This is a genomic window from Yersinia thracica (assembly GCF_902170565.1).
In the GTDB taxonomy this organism is placed as follows: Bacteria; Pseudomonadota; Gammaproteobacteria; order Enterobacterales; family Enterobacteriaceae; genus Yersinia; species Yersinia thracica.
This window is the reverse complement of the sequence record NZ_CABHXX010000084.1, coordinates 13,450-37,221: the sequence shown is the minus strand read 5'-3', so window position 1 is coordinate 37,221 and position 23,772 is coordinate 13,450. Positions and strand designations below refer to the sequence as shown.

The following is a 23,772-nucleotide window of genomic DNA, read 5'->3' as shown; positions in this document are numbered from 1 at the left end:
GCAGTATGCAATCATATGACGTGGTAATCGCCGGTGGTGGAATGGTCGGCTTGGCACTGGCCTGCGGCTTACAAGGCAGTGGCCTGCGCATTGCTGTTCTGGAACACCAGCCCGTACCCGAGCCGCTATCTGCGCCGGTGACCGGTGAGCTGGCGCTTCGTGTTTCGGCGATCAATGCGGCCAGTGAGCGCTTACTGCAAAAAATTGGTGTGTGGGAAAACATCTTAGCGCTGCGCGCCAGCCCTTATAGCGGCATGGAAGTGTGGGACCAGGACAGTTTTGGCAAAATTGCTTTCCACGCCGATGAGTATGGTTTTAGCCATCTCGGGCATATTATTGAAAACCAAGTGATTCAGCAGGCGCTGTGGCAGCGAGCCAGCCAATTGGTTGATGTGACTTTGCTGGCGCCCGCCAGTATCAAACAGGTGGCTTGGGGCGAAAGTGAAGCATTTATCACTCTGACGGATGACCGGATGCTCAGCGCCCGGTTGGTGATTGGGGCTGATGGCGCGAACTCTTGGTTACGCCAACATGCTGATATCCCACTGACATTTTGGGATTATGCCCATCATGCGCTGGTGGCCACGATTCGCACAGAAGAGGCGCATCTGGCCACGGCACGGCAGGTGTTTCACGGTGATGGCATTCTGGCATTCTTGCCATTTAGCGACCCGCACCTTAGCACGATTGTCTGGTCATTATCCCCTGAACGCGCTGCCGAGTTAGCCACATTGCCCGCGGAGCAGTTTAATCGCGAGCTGGGAATGGCATTTGATATGCGGCTGGGGCAATGCCAGCTTGAAAGCGAGCGCCAAACTTTCCCGCTAATGGGGCGTTATGCACGTAGTTTCGCGGCACACCGGCTGGCTCTGGTTGGCGACGCCGCACATACCGTGCATCCGTTGGCCGGGCAGGGCGTGAATCTGGGCTTTATGGATGCCGCCGAGCTGGTGTCTGAACTCCGGCGCTTGCAGCGTCAGGGTAAAGATATCGGCCAGCACCTTTATCTGCGCCGCTATGAACGCCGCCGTAAGCACAGCGCCGCAATGATGCTTGCCAGCATGCAGGGTTTCCGCTCATTGTTTGCGGGTGATCATCCGGCTAAAAAACTGTTACGCGATATTGGCTTGACACTGGCAGATAATTTGCCGGGTGTAAAACCGCAGTTAGTGCGCCAGGCGATGGGGTTAAATGATTTGCCCGATTGGTTGGGTGAATAGCCAGGCTCCTCCTCTCAGTTGAAATAATCTAATTCCAACCTTGTTTTCGCATTAGTTTTTCTCACACACAACCAAAACCTGATCAGTTGATTCCGACAGGGTTTTGGTTGTTTCGTTATATAACATCGCAGTTTTTACGCTTTAATTGTTAATTATGTGCCTTTGTGCGCAGTTTTGCAGTGTAAAACTCTGCACAATGCCCCTGCCTTTTGTCGTTTTAATCTGTGCTATTGCCTATTTTACCTTATGGTTACCTGATGGATTCGGTGATAACGTTGGGCAAAAGGTATCGTTTGCGTAGACCCGTCATACATCACGCTGTAGCTGTGTTGTAGTTGATGAAATCGATGCAAAACACTCATGAAATGAATGTAGCCAAAAATGAATGTAGCCAACACCCCTGCGGCTTCAAGTGCGAAGGGTATATTGAGGGAGAAAAATGGCTAAGCAGACCCCGCTGTATGACCAACACGTGGCGTGCGGTGCGCGCATGGTAGATTTTCATGGCTGGATGATGCCATTGCATTATGGTTCCCAAATCGACGAGCACCATAACGTGCGCCAAGATGCCGGTATGTTTGATGTCTCGCACATGACAATTGTCGATTTACACGGTGCCCGAACCCGTGAATTCTTGCGTTATCTGTTAGCCAATGATGTTGCCAAACTGACCCAACCGGGCAAAGCCCTTTACACTGCGATGCTGAATGCTTCCGGCGGTGTTATCGATGATTTGATTGTCTACTTCCTGCGCGAAGACTATTTCCGTTTAGTCGTGAACTCCTCCACCCGAGAGAAAGATCTGGAATGGATCATCCAGCATGCTGAGCCTTATCAGGTGGGTGTGACGGTGCGCGACGATTTAGCGCTGGTGGCGGTGCAAGGCCCGACAGCGCAACAGAAAGTGGCGACCTTACTGACTCCAGAGCAGCAACAAGCGATTACAGGAATGAAACCGTTCTTTGGTATTCAGGCTGGTGATTTGTTTATCGCCACCACCGGTTATACCGGCGAAGCAGGTTATGAAATCGCGCTACCGAAAGAACAAGTGGTTGAATTCTGGCAACAATTGCTAGTCGTTGGCGTGAAGCCCGCCGGCCTTGGTGCGCGTGATACTTTGCGCCTGGAAGCGGGTATGAATCTCTACGGTCAGGAAATGGACGAAAGTATTTCGCCACTCGCCGCCAATATGGGGTGGACAGTGGCCTGGTTGCCAGAAGACCGCCAGTTTATTGGCCGCGAAGCTCTGGAAAAACAGCGTGCGGACGGCACTGAGCAACTGGTCGGCTTGATCATGACTGAAAAAGGCGTATTGCGTAATGAACTGCCGGTGCATTTTTCTGATGCTTCAGGTAATCAGCATGTGGGTGTGATAACCAGCGGGTCATTCTCGCCGACACTGGGCTTCAGTATTGCTCTGGCTCGTGTTCCTGCGGGGATAGGTGAAAGTGCTGTGGTGCAAATCCGTAACCGTGAAATGCCGGTGCGCGTCACAAAACCGGGTTTTGTGCGGGCGGGTAAGCCGGTCGCGCTGTAATTATTTAGAGTATACCTAATTCTACGAGCCACACTTTTTGGCTCTACCCTTTTTAAGGAGCAGCAATGAGCAATGTACCAGCAGATTTAAAATATGCGTCATCCCATGAGTGGGTTCGTGCCGATGGTGATGGTGTGTATAGCGTCGGGATCACTGAGCATGCGCAAGAGCTACTGGGTGATATGGTGTTTGTTGATTTGCCCGAAGTCGGCAGTGAAGTTTCCGCAGGCAGCGATTGTGCTGTTGCCGAGTCAGTTAAAGCCGCTTCCGACATTTATGCCCCAATCAGTGGCGAAATTATTGCCGTGAATACTGAGCTGGAAAGCTCCCCAGAATTGGTGAACAGCGCGCCTTACACTGATGGCTGGCTGTTCAGCATCAAAGCTTCTGATGAGGGTGAGTTGGCGAATTTGTTAGATGCCGAGGCTTATCTGGCGACCATCGAAGAGTAAATGGAGTTAGGGCTATTTTATTTGCCATTTTGAACCTGGGCAGTGCTCGAAACCCTCACGTAGCCATGATTTACAAGGTCATGGTGTACGCTCCGGTTTCTGCGCGCTGTCCGAGTCCAAACTGTCTGCAACAATTACGCCCTATGAAGTATGTTAAATCTCCCGTCCCATGCCCTATTCAGGAATGTGTAGCAAATGACTCAGAATCTCAGCCAGCTTGAACATAACGATGCTTTTATTCAGCGCCATATCGGCTCCTCAGCTGAACAACAACAGCAAATGTTGGCCGCCGTTGGCACCAGCTCGTTAAGTAGTTTGATCCAGCAGATTGTTCCGGCAGATATCCAATTGCCAAGCCCACCCCCCGTGGGCGATGCCGCCACAGAACATCAGGCGCTGGCGGAGCTTAAAGGGATTGCCAGCCAGAATCAGCGCTATAAATCCTATATTGGCATGGGCTACAGCCCGGTTCTGACCCCGCCGGTTATCTTGCGTAATATGCTGGAAAACCCCGGCTGGTACACCGCCTATACTCCTTATCAACCAGAAGTTTCACAGGGCCGCCTTGAAGCATTGCTGAATTTCCAGCAATTGACCCAGGACTTGACCGGTCTGGATCTGGCTTCCGCTTCTTTACTGGATGAAGCCACCGCAGCCGCAGAGTCTATGGCGTTGGCGAAACGTGCCAGTAAGCTCAAAGACGCCAATCGTTTCTTTGTCGCCGATGATGTCCATCCGCAAACCCTCGATGTGGTGCGGACCCGTGCTGAAACCTTTGGTTTTGAAGTGATTGTTGACCGCGCAGAAAAAGTGCTGGAGCTAGAGGGCGTATTCGGGGTGCTGCTGCAACAAGTCGGTACCACTGGCGAGCTGCATGACTACTCAGCGCTACTGTCTGAGCTGAAAAAACGCAAAATCATTACCAGTGTTGCTGCTGATATCATGGCGTTAGTGCTGCTGACGGCACCGGGTAAACAGGGCGCTGACGTGGTATTTGGCTCGGCTCAGCGCTTTGGTGTGCCAATGGGCTACGGTGGCCCACATGCCGCTTTCTTTGCTTGTCGCGATGAGTTTAAACGCTCAATGCCGGGCCGGATTATTGGCGTATCGCGCGATGCCGCCGGTAATACCGCGCTGCGTATGGCGATGCAGACCCGCGAGCAACATATCCGCCGCGAAAAAGCCAACTCCAATATCTGTACTTCTCAAGTTTTACTGGCCAATATCGCCAGCTTGTACGCGGTTTATCATGGCCCACAAGGGTTACAGCGTATTGCTGGCCGTATTCACCGCATGACCGATATTCTGGCTGCGGGCTTGCAACAAGCCGGTCTGACCCTACGTTTCCAGCATTGGTTCGACACATTAACGGTCGAAGTAAAAGATAAAGCCACCGTATTGGCCCGTGCATTGAGTTTCGGTATTAACCTGCGCACGGATATTCACGGCGCTGTGGGCATCACGCTGGATGAAACCACTTCTCGCGAAGATCTTCAAACCCTGTTCACCCTGTTAGTCGGTGATAATCATGGTTTGGATATTGACCAGCTTGATGACAAAATCAGCCAAAATAGTCAGTCAATTCAATCAACTATGTTGCGCCAAGATCCAATTTTGACTCATCCGGTATTTAACCGTTACCACAGCGAAACTGAAATGATGCGCTATATGCATCGTTTAGAGCGCAAAGATTTGGCACTGAATCAGGCGATGATCCCGCTGGGATCTTGCACCATGAAGTTGAATGCCGCAGCCGAGATGATCCCGATCACCTGGCCGGAGTTCGCTGAATTGCACCCATTCTGCCCGCCGGAACAAGCTGCGGGTTATCAGCAAATGATTGGCCAGCTGTCACAATGGCTGGTGCAATTGACCGGCTATGATGCAGTTTGTATGCAGCCAAACTCGGGGGCGCAAGGCGAATATGCGGGTCTGCTGGCCATTCGCCGCTATCACGAAAGCCGCAATCAGGCAAGCCGCCATATCTGTTTAATCCCAAGCTCTGCTCACGGCACCAACCCGGCATCGGCACAAATGGCCGGGATGTCGGTAGTGGTGGTGGCCTGTGATAAACAAGGCAATATTGATTTGCACGATTTGCGCCAAAAAGCGGGCGAAGCGGGCGATGAACTCTCTTGTATTATGGTGACTTACCCGTCGACTCACGGTGTGTATGAAGAAACCATCCGCGAAGTTTGCCAGATTGTTCATCAATTTGGTGGTCAGGTTTATCTTGATGGCGCGAACATGAATGCGCAGGTTGGGATCACTACACCGGGCTATATTGGCGCGGATGTTTCCCACTTAAACTTGCATAAAACTTTCTGTATTCCACACGGCGGTGGCGGCCCAGGCATGGGGCCAATTGGTGTTAAAGCGCATTTAGCGCCGTTTGTTCCTGGCCACAGTGTGGTGCAAATTGACGGCATGACCACCCAACAAGGTGCGGTTTCGGCGGCACCCTTTGGTAGTGCATCAATTTTACCTATCAGTTGGATGTACATCCGCATGATGGGGGCCGATGGGCTGAAGCAAGCCAGTCAGGTGGCGATTCTGAATGCCAACTACATTGCAACTCGGCTGAAAGAAGCTTATCCGGTGTTGTATACCGGCCACGATGGCCGGGTGGCGCATGAATGTATTCTGGATATTCGCCCACTGAAAGAAGCGACTGGAATAAGCGAAATGGATATCGCCAAGCGCTTGATTGATTTCGGTTTCCATGCGCCAACCATGTCCTTCCCGGTGGCGGGCACACTGATGGTGGAGCCGACAGAATCTGAAAGTAAAGTCGAGTTGGACCGCTTTATTGATGCCATGCTGGCTATCCGTGCGGAAATCGAGAAAGTTGCCCGCGGTGAATGGCCACTGGAAGACAACCCGTTAGTGAATGCGCCGCATACTCAGGGCGAGCTGGTCGGTGACTGGCAGCATCCTTACAGCCGAGAGCTGGCGGTGTTCCCGGTCGCGGGTGTGATGGAGAATAAATACTGGCCAACCGTAAAACGTCTGGATGATGTGTACGGCGACCGTAATTTGTTCTGCTCGTGTGTGCCGATTTCCGACTACGAATAATACTGGCAGTAAATGAAGAGGGTCGCGCAAGCGGCCCTTTTGCTTTATTGGTATTTACCTGGCTAATGGCTACGCTTACTCTGCAAATTAAGAGAAGTATTTACGGCTGAATAAGGAAAAGGGAGATGCATAAAAAAGTCGCGTTAGTGACAGGGGGCAGCCGGGGGATTGGCCGTGCTACGGCATTGTTGCTGGCAAAGCACGGTTATCGGGTCGCGGTAAATTATATCAATGATGAACAAGCCGCTCGGCAGGTCGTCGCTGAAATTGCCGCCGCGGGTGGGTTGGCGGTGGCAATACAGGCGGATATTTCCGATGAATATCAAGTTATTGCGCTATTCGAAAAGCTTGAAGCACAGCTAGGGCCAATCACCGCGCTGGTCAATAATGCCGGTATTTTATTCCCGCAAACCACCATCGAAGGGTTAACTGCTGAGCGCATTAATCGAGTGTTGAGCACCAATGTGACGGGCTATTTTTTATGTAGCCGCGAAGCCGTCAAGCGCATGGCATTGCGTCATGGTGGCAATGGCGGCGCGATTGTTAATGTCTCTTCTGCCGCAGCGCGTCTGGGTGCGCCGGGGGAATATTTGGATTATGCCGCCTCCAAAGGGGCTATTGATACGCTGACGACCGGTTTATCATTGGAAGTGGCCGCAGAGGGCATCCGAGTGAATGGGGTTCGGCCGGGTTTAATCTATACCGATATACATGCCAGCGGCGGTGAGCCGGGCCGAGTTGACCGGGTAAAAAATTCACTGCCAATGAAACGCGGCGGGCATCCGCAAGAAGTGGCAGAAGCCATCGTCTGGCTGCTATCAGATAATGCCTCTTATGTCACCGGCAGTGTGTTGGATTTAGCCGGTGGGAAATAAGCGGGTATCTGGTTACTTCAGCCAGCCCTTTTGCTGCGCTACTTGCAACTGTGGCAGCAAATGCTGCCAAATTTCAGGATAGTATTCGGCAACTAATTGGTTGCGCTCCAGCACTTGCTGCAACCGAATGCCATTTTCTATCCAACTTTGACCCTCGGTATGCAGGTTAATCAGCATAGGCAGAATGCGATCCAACACAGTCGCAAAGCGCGCCTCGGCAGTTTCTTCCGCTTCATACTCATCCCACAGCGCCATAAATTGTGCGCCTAATGCGGGGGGCAGCATGCCAAATAAGCGCTTGGCGGCAGCCACTTCTTGCTCATGAATAGCCGCTCTGGCTGCCAGATCATAAACGATGACATCACCGGCATCTATTTCGACAATATCGTGCAGCAGCGCCATTTTTATCACGCGGTTAATATCAACATCCGAGCCGGCGTAAGGGGCCAAACTCATGGCCGCCACTGCGAAATGCCAACTGTGCTCGGCTGAGTTTTCCTGACGCAGACTGGCAATCACTTTGGTCCGGCGCTGGATATCTTTCAGCTTATCGATTTCCATCAGAAACTGAATCGTCTCGGTGAGTGGGCCAAAATCCAACACTGCTAATGACATAATAAACCCCTGTTACCCTTCGTTGTGGTATTGCAGCAGTGTTGCTGCTCCCAGTAGATTTGTCACCTGAATACTTTGAACCACAGACATGGCGGGTTACATGTATTGACAGAATATTTAAGCGTACACGTGTACACTGGAATTATTCTCAGTTAATCTGTTTGCAGTTTTTCCGTACCGGTTTAGTTCGTATTTTATACAATCATTGTGCTCAACGGATGAGATAACTATTCATTTTCAGGATAATCAGTATTGAAGAATAAATCAGTTATACCCACGGCCCCGGCCGCTCCTGGGGTAGCAACAACACCGTCTTACCCATGGGCGGAAGAAATAGCCAATAGCATCAGCCATGGTATTGGCGTGGTGTTCGGGATTATCGGTTTGGTTTTGCTGTTAGTGCAGGCGTTAGATAATGGGGCCGATACCAAGGCGCTGACCAGCTATAGCCTGTATGGCGGCAGTATTATTTTGCTGTTTTTGGCCTCAACTTTGTATCACGCCATCCCACATCGCAGGGCAAAGCTCTGGCTACAAAAATTTGACCATTGTGCCATTTACATATTAATCGCCGGGACATATACACCATTTCTATTAGTGGGGCTGGATTCCCCCCTCGCCCGCGGTTTGATGGCCGTGATATGGGGGCTGGCACTGGTGGGTGTCATTTTCAAATTGGCCTTTGCGCATCGGTTTGAAGTGTTGTCATTAGTGACTTACCTGACGATGGGTTGGCTGTCATTGATTGTGATTTATCAGCTGGCGGTAAAGCTTGAGATTGGTGGGTTAGCGTTATTGGCGATTGGCGGCTTGTTATACACCTTGGGGGTGATTTTCTACGCCTCTAAGCGCATTCGCTTCGGCCATGCTATTTGGCACGGTTTTGTGCTGGGCGGCAGTGTTTGCCACTTTATGGCGATTTATTTGTACGTCTAATCTATGATTTTTAGGAGGTCGGATAACCCCGGCCTCCCAGTATTAAATATTATTTATCTTCAGCCAATGAATAGGGTAGCTGCTGAATACTAAGCAGGCTTTCTGCATCATCACGTACGCGCAGCACACTGTCGGCGGCCAAATCATTATTCAGCACCGCCTGAACCCACACCGTGCCATCATTGAGCGCTATGGCGGCCAATACACAGCCGGTACGCCGCCAGTTTTCACCCAATTGCCATTCTAAATCTTCACCGGCTGTTGGCACGCGACTGGCGCTGCCCGCTAACCAGTAAAGTGCGCGTTTGTTGGCACCTCGGTATTTTGCTCTGGCGACCATTTCCTGCCCGGTATAACAGCCTTTACTGAAGCTGATGCCATTCAACGCCTGAATGTTTGTTGCTTGCGGAATAAATTGCGCACTGTTATCGGTATCAATGATAGGAAAGCCCGCTTCGATATCCAATGCCAGCCATTGTTTACTGTCATTAAGCTGCGCTTGGTCGGACAGCTTTTCGACTAACTGTTGCGCTTGCTCGGCATCAGTCACCAGCAAGAAGCGCTCGGCGGGCAGTGAAAAATGCAACAGCGTGCTATTACCTTGCTGTACCACTGGGTGCTCAGCATCAGGCAATTCGGCGAAAATGCCCGCCAGCGCAGTTTTTGCCTGTGCGCCCACCACCCCTAATAAAGCGGCGTCAGGTTGCGCGGCAATCGCCACTTTGGAGAACACCGCATATTTCTTCAGTTCTCTTAACTGGTTATCAAGCACACTGCGACGTTCGATAAAGGCCAGCCCTTCACCGCGATAAAATAACCGCAGATTGCTCCACATTTTCCCTTTAGCATCACAATGGGCGCACAGCACATGTTGGTCAGTGGGCAAAGCATCAATATCCGCCGTGACTTGCCCTTGCAGATACTTTACGCGATCCGCGCCAGTTAATGTCACCAGCACCCAGTCATCAAGTGAAATCAATGTTAGTGGCAGCTCGGAAGAGGCAACCGGAGGTTGTGCAGCAAATGGAGTGTTATAAGCCATGGTTTACCTGAAAGAGTAAGTATCTGCGGATAAATAACATCTTCCCGCAAGATACAGTGAACCGATACCCCAATGGTAAAATAGCCGGGTTGCTTTGCAAGCAGTAATTCCACGGATTGAGGATTATTATTCAATATCTAAATTCGACGATATCTGAGGTACAATAACCACAGATTCTATGGCGGAGTGCTGAATATGATTAAAAAAACAGCAGGAACCCGCCTTTTGCCTATCAGCATCCTTCATTGAGGAGTCAATCAGGACATGGAAATCGATAATAAAGCCCGCATTCACTGGGCATGCCGGCGGGGTATGCGTGAACTGGATATCTCTATCATGCCATTTTTCGAACATGAATATGATGGCTTGAGTGATAACGAGAAACAGGTTTTTATTCGTTTACTTGAATGTGATGATCCAGACTTATTTAACTGGCTGATGAATCACGGGGAGCCGCAGGATAGCGAGCTGCGCCAAATGATCAAACTGATTCAAACACGAAATAAAGCCCGTGGCCCAGTGGCGATGTGACCTGCGGGTATCCTGGCACACTCAACTCTTCTCTTTATTAGCGCATGGCGTCTTGGTGATACTCACATTGGTTGCGCCTTGGCCTCAGGGCTATACCGCACTGTGGTTAGTATTGCTGACGCTGGTGGTGTTTGAGTGTATCCGCAGCCAGAAAAATATTAAGTCTTGTCAGGGCGAGATCAGGCTGAAACCCGGTAATGTGGCGCTCTGGAAAAGGCATGAATGGGTGGTTGTTAAACAGCCCTGGATCACTCGCTATGGCGTGTTATTGAGTTTACAACAGACAAGCAACCGCTCAACCCGTAAGCGTTTATGGTTGGCTGCTGACAGTATGCCAGAAGAGGAATGGCGGCAATTATGTCTGCTGTTGCGGCATTCGTTTGGCTCGGATGAGGGCATGAATTAATGAAACCCTTAATCTGGCTGGTGGAAGATGAGCCGAGTATCGCCGACACCTTAATTTATACCTTGGAAAGCGAAGGTTTTACCCTCCGGTGGTTTGACCGGGGGCAACCCGCTCTTGCCGCCCTTGCTGATGGCCCGCCTGCGTTGGCGATAGTTGACGTGGGCTTACCTGATATCAATGGTTTTGATCTGTGTCGCCGCATATTGGCTCTGGTGCCGGAGTTGCCAGTGGTGTTTTTAACCGCTCGTAGCGAAGAACTGGACCGGATTGTCGGTCTGGAAATTGGCGCTGATGACTATATCGCCAAACCTTTTTCACCGCGTGAGGTGAGCGCCAGAGTTCGCACCGTGTTACGGCGGCTACAAAAGTCACAAACACGAACTGTCTCAGCCACTCTACATCAATTCGGCCCTTTCACACTGGACGAAGCAGGGGCGCGAGTTACTTATCATCAGCAGGTTTTATGGCTCACCCGCTATGAATATCTGTTGCTGAAAACGTTATTACTGGCCCCTGAACGCGTATTTTCACGCCAGCAATTGATGGATATTGTCTGGGCGCAGGCGGAAGAGAGCCAAGACCGCACCGTCGATACTCACATTAAAACCCTGCGCTCAAAGCTACGCATGATTTGCGATGAAGAATCACCGATCCGCACCCACCGTGGGCTGGGTTACAGCCTGATGTATCGGACATGAGCCATCACCCATGAAAATAGGTGTGCGTTTGTTACTGGGCTATTTTCTGATAGTCGCCATCGCCGGTTACTTTGTCATTCGTATTTTCGTGCAGGAAGTAAAGCCTGGCGTGCGGCGCGCCACCGAAGGGACATTGGTTGATACTGCCACTTTGCTGGCGCAATTCGCCCGTCAAGATATGTTGCAAGATAACGTCGCCGGTGGTCAGTTGGCGCAAGCTTTTGCTTCATTAAATCTGCGGCCAATCGGCGCGAATATTGAAGGCATCCGCAAGGATCGCAACGAATATCGAGTTTATTTGACTGATGCTGATGGGCGGGTGATTTTTGATTCATCCGGTAAAGCTGTCGGGCAAGACTATTCACGCTGGAATGATGTTTGGTTGACTCTGCGGGGTGACTATGGCGCACGCAGCACCCGCAGCGACCCCACAGATGAACAAAGTTCGGTGATGTATGTGGCAGCGCCGGTTATCGTTGATAATCAAATTATTGGCGTGCTCAGTGTGGGCAAACCCAATATCTCTATGGCCCCAGTTATCAAGCGCAGTGAGCGCAAAATCTTGCTGGCGGGCGGAGTGTTACTGGGGATTGCGCTGCTGATTGGTTTGGGGTTTGTCTGGTGGATTAACCGGGCGATTGGCAAGCTGGTGGATTATGCCGAACGGGTTTCTGAGGGGCAGCGCGTTGCACTACCCGCGATGGGCAGCAGTGAACTGAATGATTTGGCGCGAGCATTGGAAAGTATGCGGCTCAAATTGGATGGCAAAGCCTATATTGAGCAATATGTCCATACGCTGACTCATGAGTTGAAAAGCCCGCTGGCGGCGATTACTGGCGCGGCTGAATTATTACGGGAATCCCCACCGCTGGCTACGGCTCAGCGTTTTTTGCTCAATATTGAACAACAAAGTGCGCGTATTCAGCAATTAGTAGACAAAATGCTGATACAGGCCCGGCTGGAAAGTCGGGTTGATTTGCAGCTCTCCCCAGTAGAAATAAGCCATATTATCAAACAGGCCATTAGCGCCAAAGAAGCTCAGGCAGCCAGCCGGGGAATTGCCTTGCGGCTCATCCGTGCCGAGAGTGCAATGTTAACCGGCGATAGCTTGTTACTCAGTCAGACGCTGACTAATCTTATTGATAATGCACTGGATTTTACTCCGGCGGGGGGCGAGGTGACAGTCAGTGGCGACCGGCAAAATGATAAATATCTGATGACAATTGAAGACACCGGCAGCGGTATCCCAAATTATGCACAGGAGAAGATTTTTGACCGTTTTTATTCATTGCCGCGGGCCAATAGCCCAAAAAGTACCGGACTGGGGCTGAATTTTGTACGCGAAGTGGCGGCTATTCATCAGGGCAATATCTCCCTTGAAAACCGCCAGCCGCACGGAGTTTGTGCCCGTTTGACCCTGCCGCTAGATATCACTTAAACCGCTGACTTCACTTTCACTTCACATAGCCTCATTTTCCTTTCACTTCACTCACTTAAGATGCTCTCCTGACCTTAAAAGGAGCGAAAATCATGTTCAAATCTGTCCTGTTTTGGAAAATAGCCGCGTTATTGGGACTCATTCTTTTGATGATGATTCCGAAAGAAATGTTGTTGAATGTTATTAATGAGCGCAGTGGCTATCGCCAAAGTGTGGTCGACAAAGTCAGTGACAGCACCAGCCGCGCACAAAAGATCCTTGGCCCGCTGATTGTGGTGCCTTACAGCGAATGGATTGAAACCGAAGTTGACGGCAAGAAGCAAGGGCAGCGGGTAAGTCGTCATCGCTACTTATTGCCAGAGGTCATGACAGTCACCGGCGCACCGGATGTAGAAGTCCGCCAATTGGGTATTTACCAAGCTCAGGTTTATCAGGGGAAGCTCAATTTCCATGGGCAATTTGAATCATCCTCGCTAGATGATTTAGATCGTGAAGATGTCACCATCGGCACGCCGTCACTGGTGTTGGCGCTGAGTGATTCGCGGGGTATTCAGCAGATTTCGCCGTTAAGTCTGGGCGATACAAAAATTAATTTCGAACCGGGGTCTTTCTTGGGGCGCAAAGCGCAGGGGGTACATGCGCCGCTGACTATCGAGCAGGTTCGCCAGGGGAAATTTGATATTAACTTTACACTCACTCTCGCGGGCACGAATAGCCTGGCGGTGGTGCCTGTCGGGCGCAGCAGCGAACTGACTTTACAGAGCAACTGGCCGCATCCTAATTTTGTCGGTGAGTTTTTGCCCTTACAGCGCAAGGTGGATGAAAAAGGTTTCCGCGCCCATTGGAGCAGTAACTGGCTGGCTAACAACATGAATATCAATTTTGCCGGTGACAATGTGCGCTTTGATTTTGACGAATTACCGGCTTTTACCACCAGTTTGATTGAGCCGGTCGATCACTATCAACTCACTGCGCGGGCCATTAAATATGCCATTCTGTTTATTGGCTTAACATTCTTTAGCTTCTTCTTATTCGAGAGCCTGACGTCACTGCGTGTCCACCCGATCCAATATTTGCTGGTGGGGGCGGCATTGGTTTTATTCTACCTAATGCTGCTGGCGTTCTCTGAACATCTCGGTTTCACTTGGGCTTATATTATCGCCAGCCTGAGTTGTAGCTTATTGATTGCTATATATTTAAGTGCCGTATTAGGTGGGTGGTTACGCGGCACATTATTTGCTGGAGGGCTATTATTGCTGTACGGCGTATTGTTTGGTTTGCTGCAATCAGAAGACAATGCCCTGTTATTAGGCGCGGGTTTGCTGTTTATTATTCTGGCAGCCGTGATGTTACTGACACGGCGGCTGGATTGGTATCAGGTGGCTTCCCCGCAACGTTTTGCTGGGCAGAAAGATTCTGCATCAACAGGCAGCGAACTGAAAGCCGAAGAGATATCGAGCAGCGCTACCACGGCTGGGGGCGGCTCTCAAGATTCTTTCCGATTATGGAAATAACATAGCAGAAGTCAGTACAGGGATAGCCAGCGGGCACAGTAAGTGCCCGTTTATCACATTAAAGCAAAGCGTCCATTTCGAGCAGAATTTGCTCACACCACTGTTCGATGCGCTCTTCACTTAAATCGTATTGATTGACCTCATCTAGCGCCAGGCCGACAAAGTGTTTGCCGTCAGTGCTGAGCGGTTTCGGGCTGGTAAACTCAAAGCCTTCTGTCGGCCAAAAACCAATAAATTTCACCCCCAGCGGGGCAATATGGTCGTGCAGCATCCCAAGAGCATCAAGGAACCATTCGCTATAACCGAATTGATCGCCCATACCATACATCGCGACAATCTTTCCCTTGAGATTTAGTTGGGTTAATTGTGGCCAGACGGCTTCCCAGTCTTCCTGTAATTCGCCGAAATCCCAGGTAGGAATACCCAGAATGAGAATGGAATATTCTTCCATCAGTCGCGGGCTGACATCTTTTAGGTTATGTAAATCAACCAGATCTTCGCCGAGGATATCGCGGATTTTTTCTGCCACCATTTCGGTATAGCAGGTGCTGGAGCCGTAAAAGAGACCAATCTTCATAATGTATAGCCATAGCATTACTAATAAGGAATAGCATCGAGTGTACCAGATTTGTCCCGTCATCAGGCATAATGGCGACCCCATTCCATCAAAGAGAGAAACAGTCATGCAACAGCAAAATAACCCGCTGATTGAACAGTTTCTTGATGCTCTGTGGCTGGAGCGGAATCTGGCGGAGAATACACTGGCCTCATACCGTTTGGATTTACATGCGCTGAGCGGATGGTTAGAGCATCACGGCAGTGATTTATTGCGCGCCGGTTCGCAAGACTTGCAGTCATTCCTTGCCGAGCGCATAGAGGGCGGTTATAAAGCCACCAGTTCAGCCCGCTTGCTCAGCGCGATGCGCCGGCTATTCCAATATTTATACCGCGAAAAATTGCGCGAAGATGACCCGACAGCGCTGCTGTCATCCCCCAAATTACCGCAGCGCTTACCTAAAGATTTGAGTGAGGCGCAGGTTGACGCGTTGCTCAACTCTCCCAATGTCGATATCCCGCTAGAATTGCGTGATAAGGCTATGCTGGAAGTGCTCTATGCCACTGGTCTGCGGGTGTCGGAACTTGTTGGGCTGACCATCAGTGATGTGAGTTTGCGCCAAGGGGTGGTGCGAGTTATCGGTAAAGGGAATAAAGAGCGGCTGGTACCTCTGGGCGAAGAAGCAGTGTACTGGATTGAAAATTACATGGAGCACGGCCGCCCGTGGCTCATCAATGGTCAATCGCTGGATGTGCTATTCCCCAGTAACCGCAGCCAGCAAATGACAAGGCAGACTTTCTGGCATCGAATCAAACACTATGCGATCCTTGCCGGTATTGATAGTGAACGGCTTTCGCCCCACGTATTGCGGCATGCTTTTGCCACGCACTTGTTGAATCACGGTGCGGATTTGCGTGTGGTACAAATGTTACTGGGCCACAGTGATCTGTCGACGACCCAGATTTATACCCATGTAGCGACTGAGCGTTTGAAGTTGCTACATCAACAGCATCATCCGCGCGCATAGTTGTTTTTTATGAAAACCACAGCGTGTGGAATTAAGGATAGGATTTATAAATGAAAAAAAGTTTATTGCTGCTGCCGATGGTTATCGCCGCACTTACTGGTTTGGCTCATGCTGATGATGCCGCTATCCAACAAACACTGAAAAAATTGGATATCCAGAAAGCCGACATCCAGCCATCGCCTATCCCAGGTTTGAGTACAGTGATGACTGACAGCGGTGTGCTTTATATTTCCGCCGACGGCAAACATCTGTTGCAAGGGCCACTGTATGACGTGAGTGGTAACCAACCGGTGAATGTGACTAACCAGTTGCTGCTGAAAAAATTGGAAGCATTGAGTGGCGAAATGATTGTGTATAAAGCGCCACAAGAGAAACATGTTGTCACGGTGTTTACCGATATCACCTGCGGCTATTGTCATAAATTACACGAGCAGATGAGTGACTATAACGCGCTGGGGATTACCGTACGGTATTTGGCTTTCCCGCGTCAGGGTTTGAGCTCTCAGGCAGAAAAAGACATGCGTTCTATCTGGTGCATGGCTGATCGCAATAAAGCTTTTGATGATGCAATGAAAGGCACCGCGATATCACCGGCTACCTGTAAAACTGATATTTCCGAACATTATAAGCTCGGTGTGCAGTTTGGTATTCAGGGTACACCGGCCATTGTGTTGCAAAATGGCACTATTGTTCCGGGATATCTGGAACCAAAAGAAATGCTACAGATGCTGAATAAGCATCAGGCTTTCGCAAAAGTGGCGGGTTAATCACTCGTGACATTGAAAACTCAGCTTCGCCGTCGTGAGGCGGCTGATGATAGCCACTTGCCCGCGCAGTTACACCCGCTGTTGCGCCGTCTCTATGTCAGCCGTGGGGTAAAAAGTGCCGAGGAACTGGAACGTGGTGTAAAAGGCTTACTGGCATGGCAGCAACTCGACGGGATTGATACCGGTGTTACTCTGTTGCAGCAAGCATTGGCTGATCGACGGCGCATCGTGATTGTCGGTGATTTTGATGCTGATGGCGCAACCAGCACGGCGCTGGCAGTGTTGGCGTTGCGTAGCATGGGCGGCAGCAATGTTGATTATCTGGTGCCCAATCGTTTTGAAGATGGCTACGGGCTTAGCCCTGAAGTCGTCGAGCAAGTTGCCGCTCGCGGTGCGGAACTGATTGTTACTGTTGATAACGGTATTTCCTCCCATGCAGGAGTGGACTTGGCTCATGCCATGGGTATCCAAGTGTTGGTGACCGACCACCATCTGCCGGGTGAAACCTTGCCAGCAGCCGAAGCTATCATTAACCCGAATTTGCCCGGATGTGATTTTATCTCTAAATCACTGGCCGGAGTGGGTGTGACTTTTTATCTGATGCTGGCGTTACGCGCTCGTCTCAGAGACAGCGGTTGGTTTGAGCAACGCGCTTTAGCGCAGCCTAATTTAGCTGAGTTGCTGGATTTGGTGGCATTGGGGACTGTGGCCGATGTGGTGCCATTGGATGCCAATAACCGAATTTTGGTGCATCAAGGGCTTAGCCGCATTCGCGCTGGAAAATGCCGCCCGGGGATTCGTGCATTATTGGAAGTTGCTAACCGTGATGCTCGCCAATTGGTGGCAAACGATCTGGGCTTCTCCCTTGGCCCACGGCTCAATGCTGCCGGGCGTTTGGATGATATGTCCATCGGGGTGGCGCTGTTACTTAGTGATGATATTGCTCAGGCCAGAGCACTGGCAATTGATCTTGATGCGCTAAATCAAACGCGCCGCGAGATAGAGCAAGGTATGCAAGTTGAAGCTTTGCAACTGTGTGACCAATTAGAGCGCACTAGCACAGAATTACCTTATGGTATCGCGATGTACCATCCAGAGTGGCATCAAGGGGTAGTCGGGATTCTAGCTTCACGTATTAAAGAGCGTTTCCACCGGCCAGTGATTGCCTTTGCTCCTGCTGGTGACGGTTTACTGAAAGGTTCAGGGCGCAGTGTGGCTGGCTTGCATATGCGGGATGCTCTGGAGCGCCTGGATACCTTAAACCCGGGGTTGATGCTGAAATTTGGCGGCCATGCGATGGCGGCGGGATTATCGTTGGAGCAGGATAAGTTCGATGAATTCCGTCAGCGCTTTGCAGATTTAGTCGGTGAATGGATGGATGCCTCACAGTTAGAGGGCGTTATCTGGTCAGACGGCGAACTGAAAGGCAATGAATTATCGCTGGAAACCGCGGAGTTGCTGCGTGATGGTGGCCCATGGGGGCAATCCTTCCCGGAACCCACATTTGACGGGAAATTCCGCATTTTGCAACAACGGCTGGTGGGCGAGCGCCATCTGAAGCTTATGATTGAACCATTGAATGGTGGGCCTCTGCTGGATGCTATCGCCTTTAATATTGATACCACTTTATGGCCTGACAGTAGTGTGCGTGAAGTTAAGCTGGCTTATAAACTCGATATTAATGAGTATCGCGGTAATCGCAGTGTGCAATTACTGGTTCAGCACTTATGGCCTTATTAGTTAGCTACGATACTGTTCTATACCCAAAGTAGCGGGTGTTGCAGCAAGGCAGCCAACAAATGACAATTGGTCGGGAACTGATTTGAACCGCATTTATGCTAGCTCGCAGGGTGAGCCTCAAGGATGAGGCTCATTAATCCCGATGAGCTGACATTAGTCAGTGATTCGGGTGAGAGAGAGCCGCTAACACAGTTGCAGCAGCAAATTGGACGGGGATAGCTATAAATACAGTCAACTTGCTATAAACCGCCGTACAGATCCGTTAGAATTACGGGTTCTAATGACATTCCGTCATCTACGACTCAACGTAAGACTTTAAATTATGTTTGAAATAAACCCGGTAAAAAACCGAATTCAGGACTTGTCTGATCGGACTGCCGTTCTTAGGGGGTATCTTTGACTATGATGCCAAGAAAGAACGGCTGGAAGAAGTAAACGCCGAGCTGGAACAGCCCGACGTCTGGAATGAACCTGAGCGCGCTCAAGCACTAGGTAAAGAGCGTTCAACGCTAGAAGAGATTGTCACCACCATTGATCAACTGGATCAGGGGATGGAAGACGTGTCTGGCTTGCTGGAGTTGGCTATCGAAGCTGACGACGAAGAGACATTTAATGAAGCCGTTGCCGAGTTAGATATCCTTGATGGCAAGTTGGGCCAACTTGAATTCCGCCGCATGTTCTCAGGTGAATATGACAGCGCCAACTGTTATCTGGACCTGCAAGCTGGCTCCGGTGGTACAGAAGCTCAGGATTGGGCCAGCATGTTGCTGCGCATGTACCTGCGTTGGGCTGAAGCTAAAGGTTTCAAAACCGAAATTATTGAAGAATCTGATGGTGATGTTGCGGGCCTGAAATCTGCCACTATTAAGATCATTGGCGAATATGCGTTTGGTTGGTTGCGCACTGAAACTGGCGTACATCGCTTGGTTCGTAAAAGCCCATTTGACTCCGGCGGCCGTCGTCATACTTCCTTCAGTTCTGCTTTTGTCTATCCAGAAGTTGATGACGATATTGATATCGAAATCAACCCGGCGGATTTGCGTATTGACGTTTACCGCGCATCTGGTGCGGGTGGTCAGCACGTCAACAAAACAGAATCTGCGGTGCGTATTACCCATATTCCGACCAATATTGTGACTCAGTGCCAGAATGACCGTTCTCAGCATAAGAACAAAGATCAAGCCATGAAACAGCTGAAAGCGAAGCTGTATGAGTTTGAAATGCAAAAGAAAAATGCTGATAAACAGATGCTGGAAGATAATAAGTCCGATATCGGCTGGGGTAGCCAGATCCGTTCTTATGTACTGGATGATTCCCGAATCAAAGATTTGCGTACCGGCGTGGAAACACGCAACACGCAAGCGGTACTGGATGGTGATCTGGACAAATTCATTGAAGCAAGTTTGAAAGCCGGGCTATAAGGAACTGAGATGTCAGAGCAAAAACCACAAGTCGCTGAGCAAGCGCAAGAACTCAATAGTGAGTTACAAGCTCGTCGGGAAAAACTGGCTACATTGCGGGAGAAGGGAATTGCTTTCCCTAATGATTTCCGCCGTGAGCATCTCTCTGACCAGCTGCATGCTGAGTACGGCAGCAAAGAGAATGAAGAATTAGAAGCGCTGAATATAGAAGTCACTGTTGCTGGCCGTATGATGACTCGCCGTATTATGGGGAAAGCATCATTTGTGACGCTGCAAGATGTCGGTGGCCGTATTCAACTGTACGTTTCCCGTGATGACTTGCCGGAAGGCGTGTATAACGAAGAATTCAAAAAGTGGGATCTGGGCGATATCCTGGGTGCACGCGGTAAGTTGTTCAAAACTAAAACCGGTGAGTTGTCTATCCACTGTAGCGAATTGCGTTTGCTGACCAAAGCACTGCGTCCATTGCCGGATAAATTCCACGGTCTGGCTGATCAAGAAACTCGCTACCGCCAGCGTTATCTGGATCTGATCGCTAACGATGAGTCCCGCAATACATTTAAAGTTCGTTCGCAAGTGATGGCCGGTATTCGCAGCTTTATGGTGGAAAAAGGCTTCATGGAAGTCGAAACGCCTATGATGCAAGTGATCCCCGGCGGTGCTTCAGCACGTCCGTTTGTGACTCATCACAATGCGCTGGATATCGATATGTATTTGCGTATCGCGCCAGAATTGTATCTGAAGCGTCTGGTTGTCGGTGGTTTTGAACGTGTGTTCGAAATCAACCGTAACTTCCGTAATGAAGGTGTTTCACCGCGTCATAATCCAGAGTTCACTATGATGGAACTCTATATGGCTTACGCGGACTACAAAGACTTGATCGTGCTGACTGAAGAGTTATTCCGCACTTTGACTGAAAATGTACTGGGCAGTAGTGTGGTGCAGTATGGCGAACAGACATTCGATTTTGGTAAGCCTTTTGCCAAATTGACCATGAAAGAAGCTATCTGCAAATATCGTCCAGAAACCAACGTGGCAGATTTGGACGATATGGACAAAGCTGTGGCGATTGCCGAGTCATTGGGTATTAAAGTTGAGAAGAGTTGGGGCCTGGGCCGTGTTCAATGCGAGATCTTTGAAGAGACCGCCGAGAGCCATCTGATTCAGCCAACCTTCATTACTGAGTACCCAGCCGAGGTTTCTCCATTGGCTCGTCGCAATGACGATAATCCGTTTATCACTGACCGTTTCGAATTCTTCATCGGTGGCCGTGAAATTGGTAACGGTTTCTCTGAGTTGAATGATGCGGAAGATCAGGCTCAGCGTTTTGCCGATCAAGTCAGTGCTAAAGAAGCTGGTGATGACGAAGCGATGTTCTACGATGAAGACTATGTTACCGCGCTGGAACATGGCTTGCCGCCAACTGCGGGTCTGGGCATCGGTATCGATCGCATGGTCATGTTGTTTACCAACAGCCATACTATCCGTGATGTTATCTTGTTCCCGGCGATGCGCCCGGTAAAATAAGTTTATCCGGTTAACAGTAAATCTTATTAGGGCGCAATGGCGCCCTTTTTACTGAGCAAAACAGCCGCGGTTATACTTTGTTTAATCTAATCGCTTAAAATACCGGCGCTTAGACTATATCTTCACTTGCCCACGCCAAAGAACCGGTTATAATGCAAACCGCACACCGAAGCGGGTGTAGTTCAATGGTAGAACGAGAGCTTCCCAAGCTCTATACGAGGGTTCGATTCCCTTCACCCGCTCCAATCTAACGTCTCGCAGTATCTCCCGAAGTACATCAAACCCAGTCATAGCAAGGTTTAGGCCACTATTGTTATCTCTTGACGGCTATAGTTGCTCACGGGAATCCACATACAAACGTGTATAGTTATCTGTATAGAAATTCTCTACTCTCCAAATTCTATACACATCATGTTTTATACACTCTGGATTCTATACACATGGCACTCACGGACCTTGAGATACGCTGTGCAAAACCCCAAGAGAAGCCCTACACCAAAGCGGATGGTAATGGATTGTCGCTGCTGGTGGAGCCAAATGGTTCGAAAGGTTGGCGCTTCAGATACCGTTTTGCTGGCAAACCTAAAATGCTTTCATTGGGCACTTATCCTGCTGTCTCGTTAACTGAGGCAAGGCGAAAAAGGGATGAGGCTAAAAAGCTGGTTATGGTGGGTATTAACCCCAGTGATTTAAGAAAAGAACAAAAGTTAGTGCAGCAAGGAGAGGGTAGTAATACCTTTGAAGCTATCACCCGAGAGTGGTATCAGCGACGTTATGATAGATGGTCTGAATCCTATCGTTTAGAAATGATGAGCACGTTTGAAAGAGACGTTTTTCCATATATCGGTTACCGACCAATCAAAGAAATTAAACCACTTGAGCTAATGGCCGTGCTGTCCAAGTTAGAAAAACGGGGTGCCACTGAGAAAATGCGTAAGGTTCGGCAGTGATGTGGTGAGGTTTGGAAATACGCCATCATCACAGGCCGAGCCGAATATAATCCCGCCCCTGACCTTGCCAGTGCTTTTGCTCCCCATAAACGCGAACACTATCCACATCTTACGATTAATGAAATCCCTGAATTTCTTTCCAGCCTTGCCAGTTATAGCGGCAGCATGTTGGTTAAATTAGCTAACCGGTCAACAGAGAACCCGGCGCATCTTTCGATGCCCCGTCCAGCCCACCATTGCTTTTTCACAGGTGTAACTGTACCCGCACATAGTAACTGCCTGTGCGGTCGTGCGCTCTATTGAATTCCGGGACGCTAATCACGGCAGCGGAATTTGCCGCTGCGGGGGCACTATATCCGGCCATTCCCTACTGTTCAATTAACCAGTGGTAAATTAGGACAAACATTTTTGTAGATGCGAGAGGGGCCGCATTTGTGGGTGAAATATGTATGTAATGCATCGATATCAATTATTATTTGGATTCAAAAATCAGTTTTTAATAAGATTAAAATTAGTAAATAATTAGGTTTTTGTGTTGACCATACTTACCTATAGCTTTACTATTTGACCATAACAGCGGATGTGATCACTTATAAAAGTGAGGAAACGATGGTCAAGGTTGACTGGTCGAGGAAAGCGGTTAAGCAGTTACTTTCAATAGATGTCAGATATCGAAAATCCATCAGTGAAAAAGTGAATAAACTGATGGATTTCCCTGCTGTTGATTTGGATATCAAAAAGTTACAGACCAGTGATAGCCAATATCGGATGCGAGTGGGGAATTACAGGATTATTTTTCAGATTATAGAGGGAACCCCTGTGATATGTACGATCCAGGAAGTTAAACGCAGAACCACAACGACCTATTAGTAGGCTGGCTCAGTAGATTTCCTCTCAAAGGCATGGTGTTATTTTTCTAAACTAAGGTGAATAAGATGGCAAAACTACAATACATTCATGATGAAGCAGGAGAGCCTCAGTTTGTGGTCTTACCCATTGCCGAATACCAGCAACTTATCTCTAATGCGAAGTACGATGATATTCCCTATGTTGCTGATCACGATGATGATCAGACCATCCCGAATGAAGTTGTTCAAATCATGGTAAACGATGGTGTCAGTTTGCTGGCTGCATGGCGTATCTACCGTGGCTTTTCGCAATATGAAATAGCAGAACTGCTTGGTACCACCCAATCTGCTGTATCCCAATGGGAAGCCGTAGATTCTCGCCCACAGAAGAAAACCAGAGAGAAATTAGCAGAAATTTATAAATGCCGGGCAGAACAGATGATTTTGTGAGACAGAAAGTAAAAACGCCTCTATATAATATTATTAATACCGGAGGTTAGCGGTTGGTATGTCTACTGGGTAAGTATCGATTTTCTGTTAGAAGAAGTAGGCAACAAAATAGAGTCAAATATTTAAAGTCGGTCGTCAAAACTGTTA

Annotated in this window: 21 protein-coding genes, 1 tRNA gene and 1 pseudogene; 20 read left to right on the top strand and 3 right to left on the bottom strand. The window is 49.5% G+C overall.

Features of this window, described 5'->3' with window-relative positions:
• The first annotated feature begins 5 nt into the window (after nt 1-5).
• The 5 genes from ubiI (at nt 6) to FTA91_RS11690 (ending at nt 7,159) form a co-directional block, all read left to right on the top strand.
• Nucleotides 6-1,220, top strand: coding sequence for an FAD-dependent 2-octaprenylphenol hydroxylase (gene ubiI / locus FTA91_RS11710; protein WP_145535794.1), 1,215 nt, complete (start codon nt 6-8; stop codon nt 1,218-1,220).
• 439 nt (nt 1,221-1,659) lie between these two features.
• On the top strand, nt 1,660-2,757 hold the full coding sequence (gene gcvT / locus FTA91_RS11705) for a glycine cleavage system aminomethyltransferase GcvT (RefSeq protein ID WP_145535796.1): 1,098 nt from the start codon (nt 1,660-1,662) through the stop codon (nt 2,755-2,757).
• Between the two features lie 65 nt (nt 2,758-2,822).
• Entirely contained in the window at nt 2,823-3,209 is a 387-nt protein-coding gene (gcvH, locus tag FTA91_RS11700) for a glycine cleavage system protein GcvH (protein ID WP_038631060.1), read from the top strand.
• A gap of 195 nt (nt 3,210-3,404) precedes the next feature.
• Nucleotides 3,405-6,284 (top strand): aminomethyl-transferring glycine dehydrogenase, encoded by a 2,880-nt coding sequence (gene gcvP, locus FTA91_RS11695; protein WP_050113786.1) that lies wholly within the window; start codon nt 3,405-3,407, stop codon nt 6,282-6,284.
• 125 nt (nt 6,285-6,409) lie between these two features.
• Nucleotides 6,410-7,159, top strand: coding sequence for an SDR family oxidoreductase (locus FTA91_RS11690; protein ID WP_050113788.1), 750 nt, complete (start codon nt 6,410-6,412; stop codon nt 7,157-7,159).
• A 12-nt stretch (nt 7,160-7,171) separates the two neighbouring features.
• Here FTA91_RS11690 and FTA91_RS11685 read toward each other — a convergent pair whose 3' ends face one another.
• Nucleotides 7,172-7,774 (bottom strand): HD domain-containing protein, encoded by a 603-nt coding sequence (locus tag FTA91_RS11685; RefSeq protein ID WP_050113789.1) that lies wholly within the window; start codon nt 7,772-7,774, stop codon nt 7,172-7,174.
• Between the two features lie 252 nt (nt 7,775-8,026).
• Between FTA91_RS11685 and trhA the strand changes: the two genes are divergently transcribed.
• Nucleotides 8,027-8,710, top strand: a complete 684-nt coding sequence (trhA, locus tag FTA91_RS11680) for a PAQR family membrane homeostasis protein TrhA (RefSeq protein WP_038631068.1) — start codon at nt 8,027-8,029, stop codon at nt 8,708-8,710.
• Nucleotides 8,711-8,759: 49 nt separating this feature from the next.
• Here the strand turns inward: trhA and ygfZ are convergent, their stop codons facing one another.
• Nucleotides 8,760-9,752 carry a tRNA-modifying protein YgfZ gene (gene ygfZ / locus FTA91_RS11675; RefSeq protein WP_145583392.1) on the bottom strand — a complete coding sequence of 331 codons (993 nt, stop codon included), beginning with the start codon at nt 9,750-9,752 and terminating at the stop codon, nt 8,760-8,762.
• A 264-nt stretch (nt 9,753-10,016) separates the two neighbouring features.
• Between ygfZ and sdhE the strand changes: the two genes are divergently transcribed.
• From sdhE to creD, 5 genes are all read left to right on the top strand, one after another.
• Nucleotides 10,017-10,283, top strand: coding sequence for an FAD assembly factor SdhE (gene sdhE / locus FTA91_RS11670; RefSeq protein ID WP_050113792.1), 267 nt, complete (start codon nt 10,017-10,019; stop codon nt 10,281-10,283).
• Nucleotides 10,264-10,689: a protein YgfX gene (locus FTA91_RS11665; protein WP_050113793.1), complete on the top strand. Its 426-nt coding sequence runs from the start codon at nt 10,264-10,266 to the stop codon at nt 10,687-10,689. Before sdhE ends, FTA91_RS11665 begins: the two co-directional genes overlap by 20 nt.
• A complete protein-coding gene (gene creB, locus FTA91_RS11660) occupies nt 10,689-11,387 on the top strand; it encodes a two-component system response regulator CreB (RefSeq protein WP_050113794.1) in 699 nt (232 codons plus the stop codon). The genes FTA91_RS11665 and creB overlap by 1 nt, the downstream gene beginning before the upstream one ends.
• Before the next feature lie 10 nt (nt 11,388-11,397).
• Entirely contained in the window at nt 11,398-12,825 is a 1,428-nt protein-coding gene (gene creC / locus FTA91_RS11655) for a two-component system sensor histidine kinase CreC (RefSeq protein WP_050113795.1), read from the top strand.
• Between the two features lie 92 nt (nt 12,826-12,917).
• The gene (gene creD, locus FTA91_RS11650) at nt 12,918-14,339 is read left to right on the top strand and encodes a cell envelope integrity protein CreD (RefSeq protein WP_050113796.1); all 1,422 of its coding nucleotides are present in this window, start codon (nt 12,918-12,920) and stop codon (nt 14,337-14,339) included.
• 58 nt (nt 14,340-14,397) lie between these two features.
• Here creD and fldB read toward each other — a convergent pair whose 3' ends face one another.
• Entirely contained in the window at nt 14,398-14,916 is a 519-nt protein-coding gene (gene fldB, locus FTA91_RS11645; RefSeq protein ID WP_145535801.1) for a flavodoxin FldB, read from the bottom strand.
• Between the two features lie 106 nt (nt 14,917-15,022).
• On the opposite strand from fldB, the gene xerD reads away from it, so the two are divergent.
• The 9 genes and pseudogenes from xerD (at nt 15,023) to FTA91_RS11600 (ending at nt 23,625) form a co-directional block, all read left to right on the top strand.
• Nucleotides 15,023-15,922 (top strand): site-specific tyrosine recombinase XerD, encoded by a 900-nt coding sequence (gene xerD, locus FTA91_RS11640; protein ID WP_019078983.1) that lies wholly within the window; start codon nt 15,023-15,025, stop codon nt 15,920-15,922.
• A gap of 50 nt (nt 15,923-15,972) precedes the next feature.
• The gene (gene dsbC / locus FTA91_RS11635; protein WP_050113800.1) at nt 15,973-16,689 is read left to right on the top strand and encodes a bifunctional protein-disulfide isomerase/oxidoreductase DsbC; all 717 of its coding nucleotides are present in this window, start codon (nt 15,973-15,975) and stop codon (nt 16,687-16,689) included.
• 6 nt (nt 16,690-16,695) lie between these two features.
• Nucleotides 16,696-18,429 (top strand): single-stranded-DNA-specific exonuclease RecJ, encoded by a 1,734-nt coding sequence (gene recJ / locus FTA91_RS11630; RefSeq protein ID WP_145583390.1) that lies wholly within the window; start codon nt 16,696-16,698, stop codon nt 18,427-18,429.
• 322 nt (nt 18,430-18,751) lie between these two features.
• A protein-coding gene (gene prfB, locus FTA91_RS11625; protein ID WP_120011449.1) for a peptide chain release factor 2 occupies nt 18,752-19,850 on the top strand; the annotation gives its coding sequence in 2 pieces (ribosomal slippage) (nt 18,752-18,826 and nt 18,828-19,850; 1,098 coding nt in all).
• Nucleotides 19,851-19,859: 9 nt separating this feature from the next.
• Nucleotides 19,860-21,377, top strand: coding sequence for a lysine--tRNA ligase (gene lysS, locus FTA91_RS11620; protein WP_050113805.1), 1,518 nt, complete (start codon nt 19,860-19,862; stop codon nt 21,375-21,377).
• A 171-nt stretch (nt 21,378-21,548) separates the two neighbouring features.
• A tRNA-Gly gene (locus FTA91_RS11615) sits at nt 21,549-21,622 on the top strand.
• A 195-nt stretch (nt 21,623-21,817) separates the two neighbouring features.
• Nucleotides 21,818-22,516 (top strand): annotated as a pseudogene (locus FTA91_RS11610) (tyrosine-type recombinase/integrase); the annotation flags it as partial.
• 420 nt (nt 22,517-22,936) lie between these two features.
• Nucleotides 22,937-23,197, top strand: coding sequence for a type II toxin-antitoxin system RelE family toxin (locus tag FTA91_RS11605; RefSeq protein WP_050113807.1), 261 nt, complete (start codon nt 22,937-22,939; stop codon nt 23,195-23,197).
• Between the two features lie 65 nt (nt 23,198-23,262).
• The gene (locus FTA91_RS11600; RefSeq protein WP_050113809.1) at nt 23,263-23,625 is read left to right on the top strand and encodes a helix-turn-helix domain-containing protein; all 363 of its coding nucleotides are present in this window, start codon (nt 23,263-23,265) and stop codon (nt 23,623-23,625) included.
• The last annotated feature ends 147 nt before the right edge of the window (nt 23,626-23,772 follow it).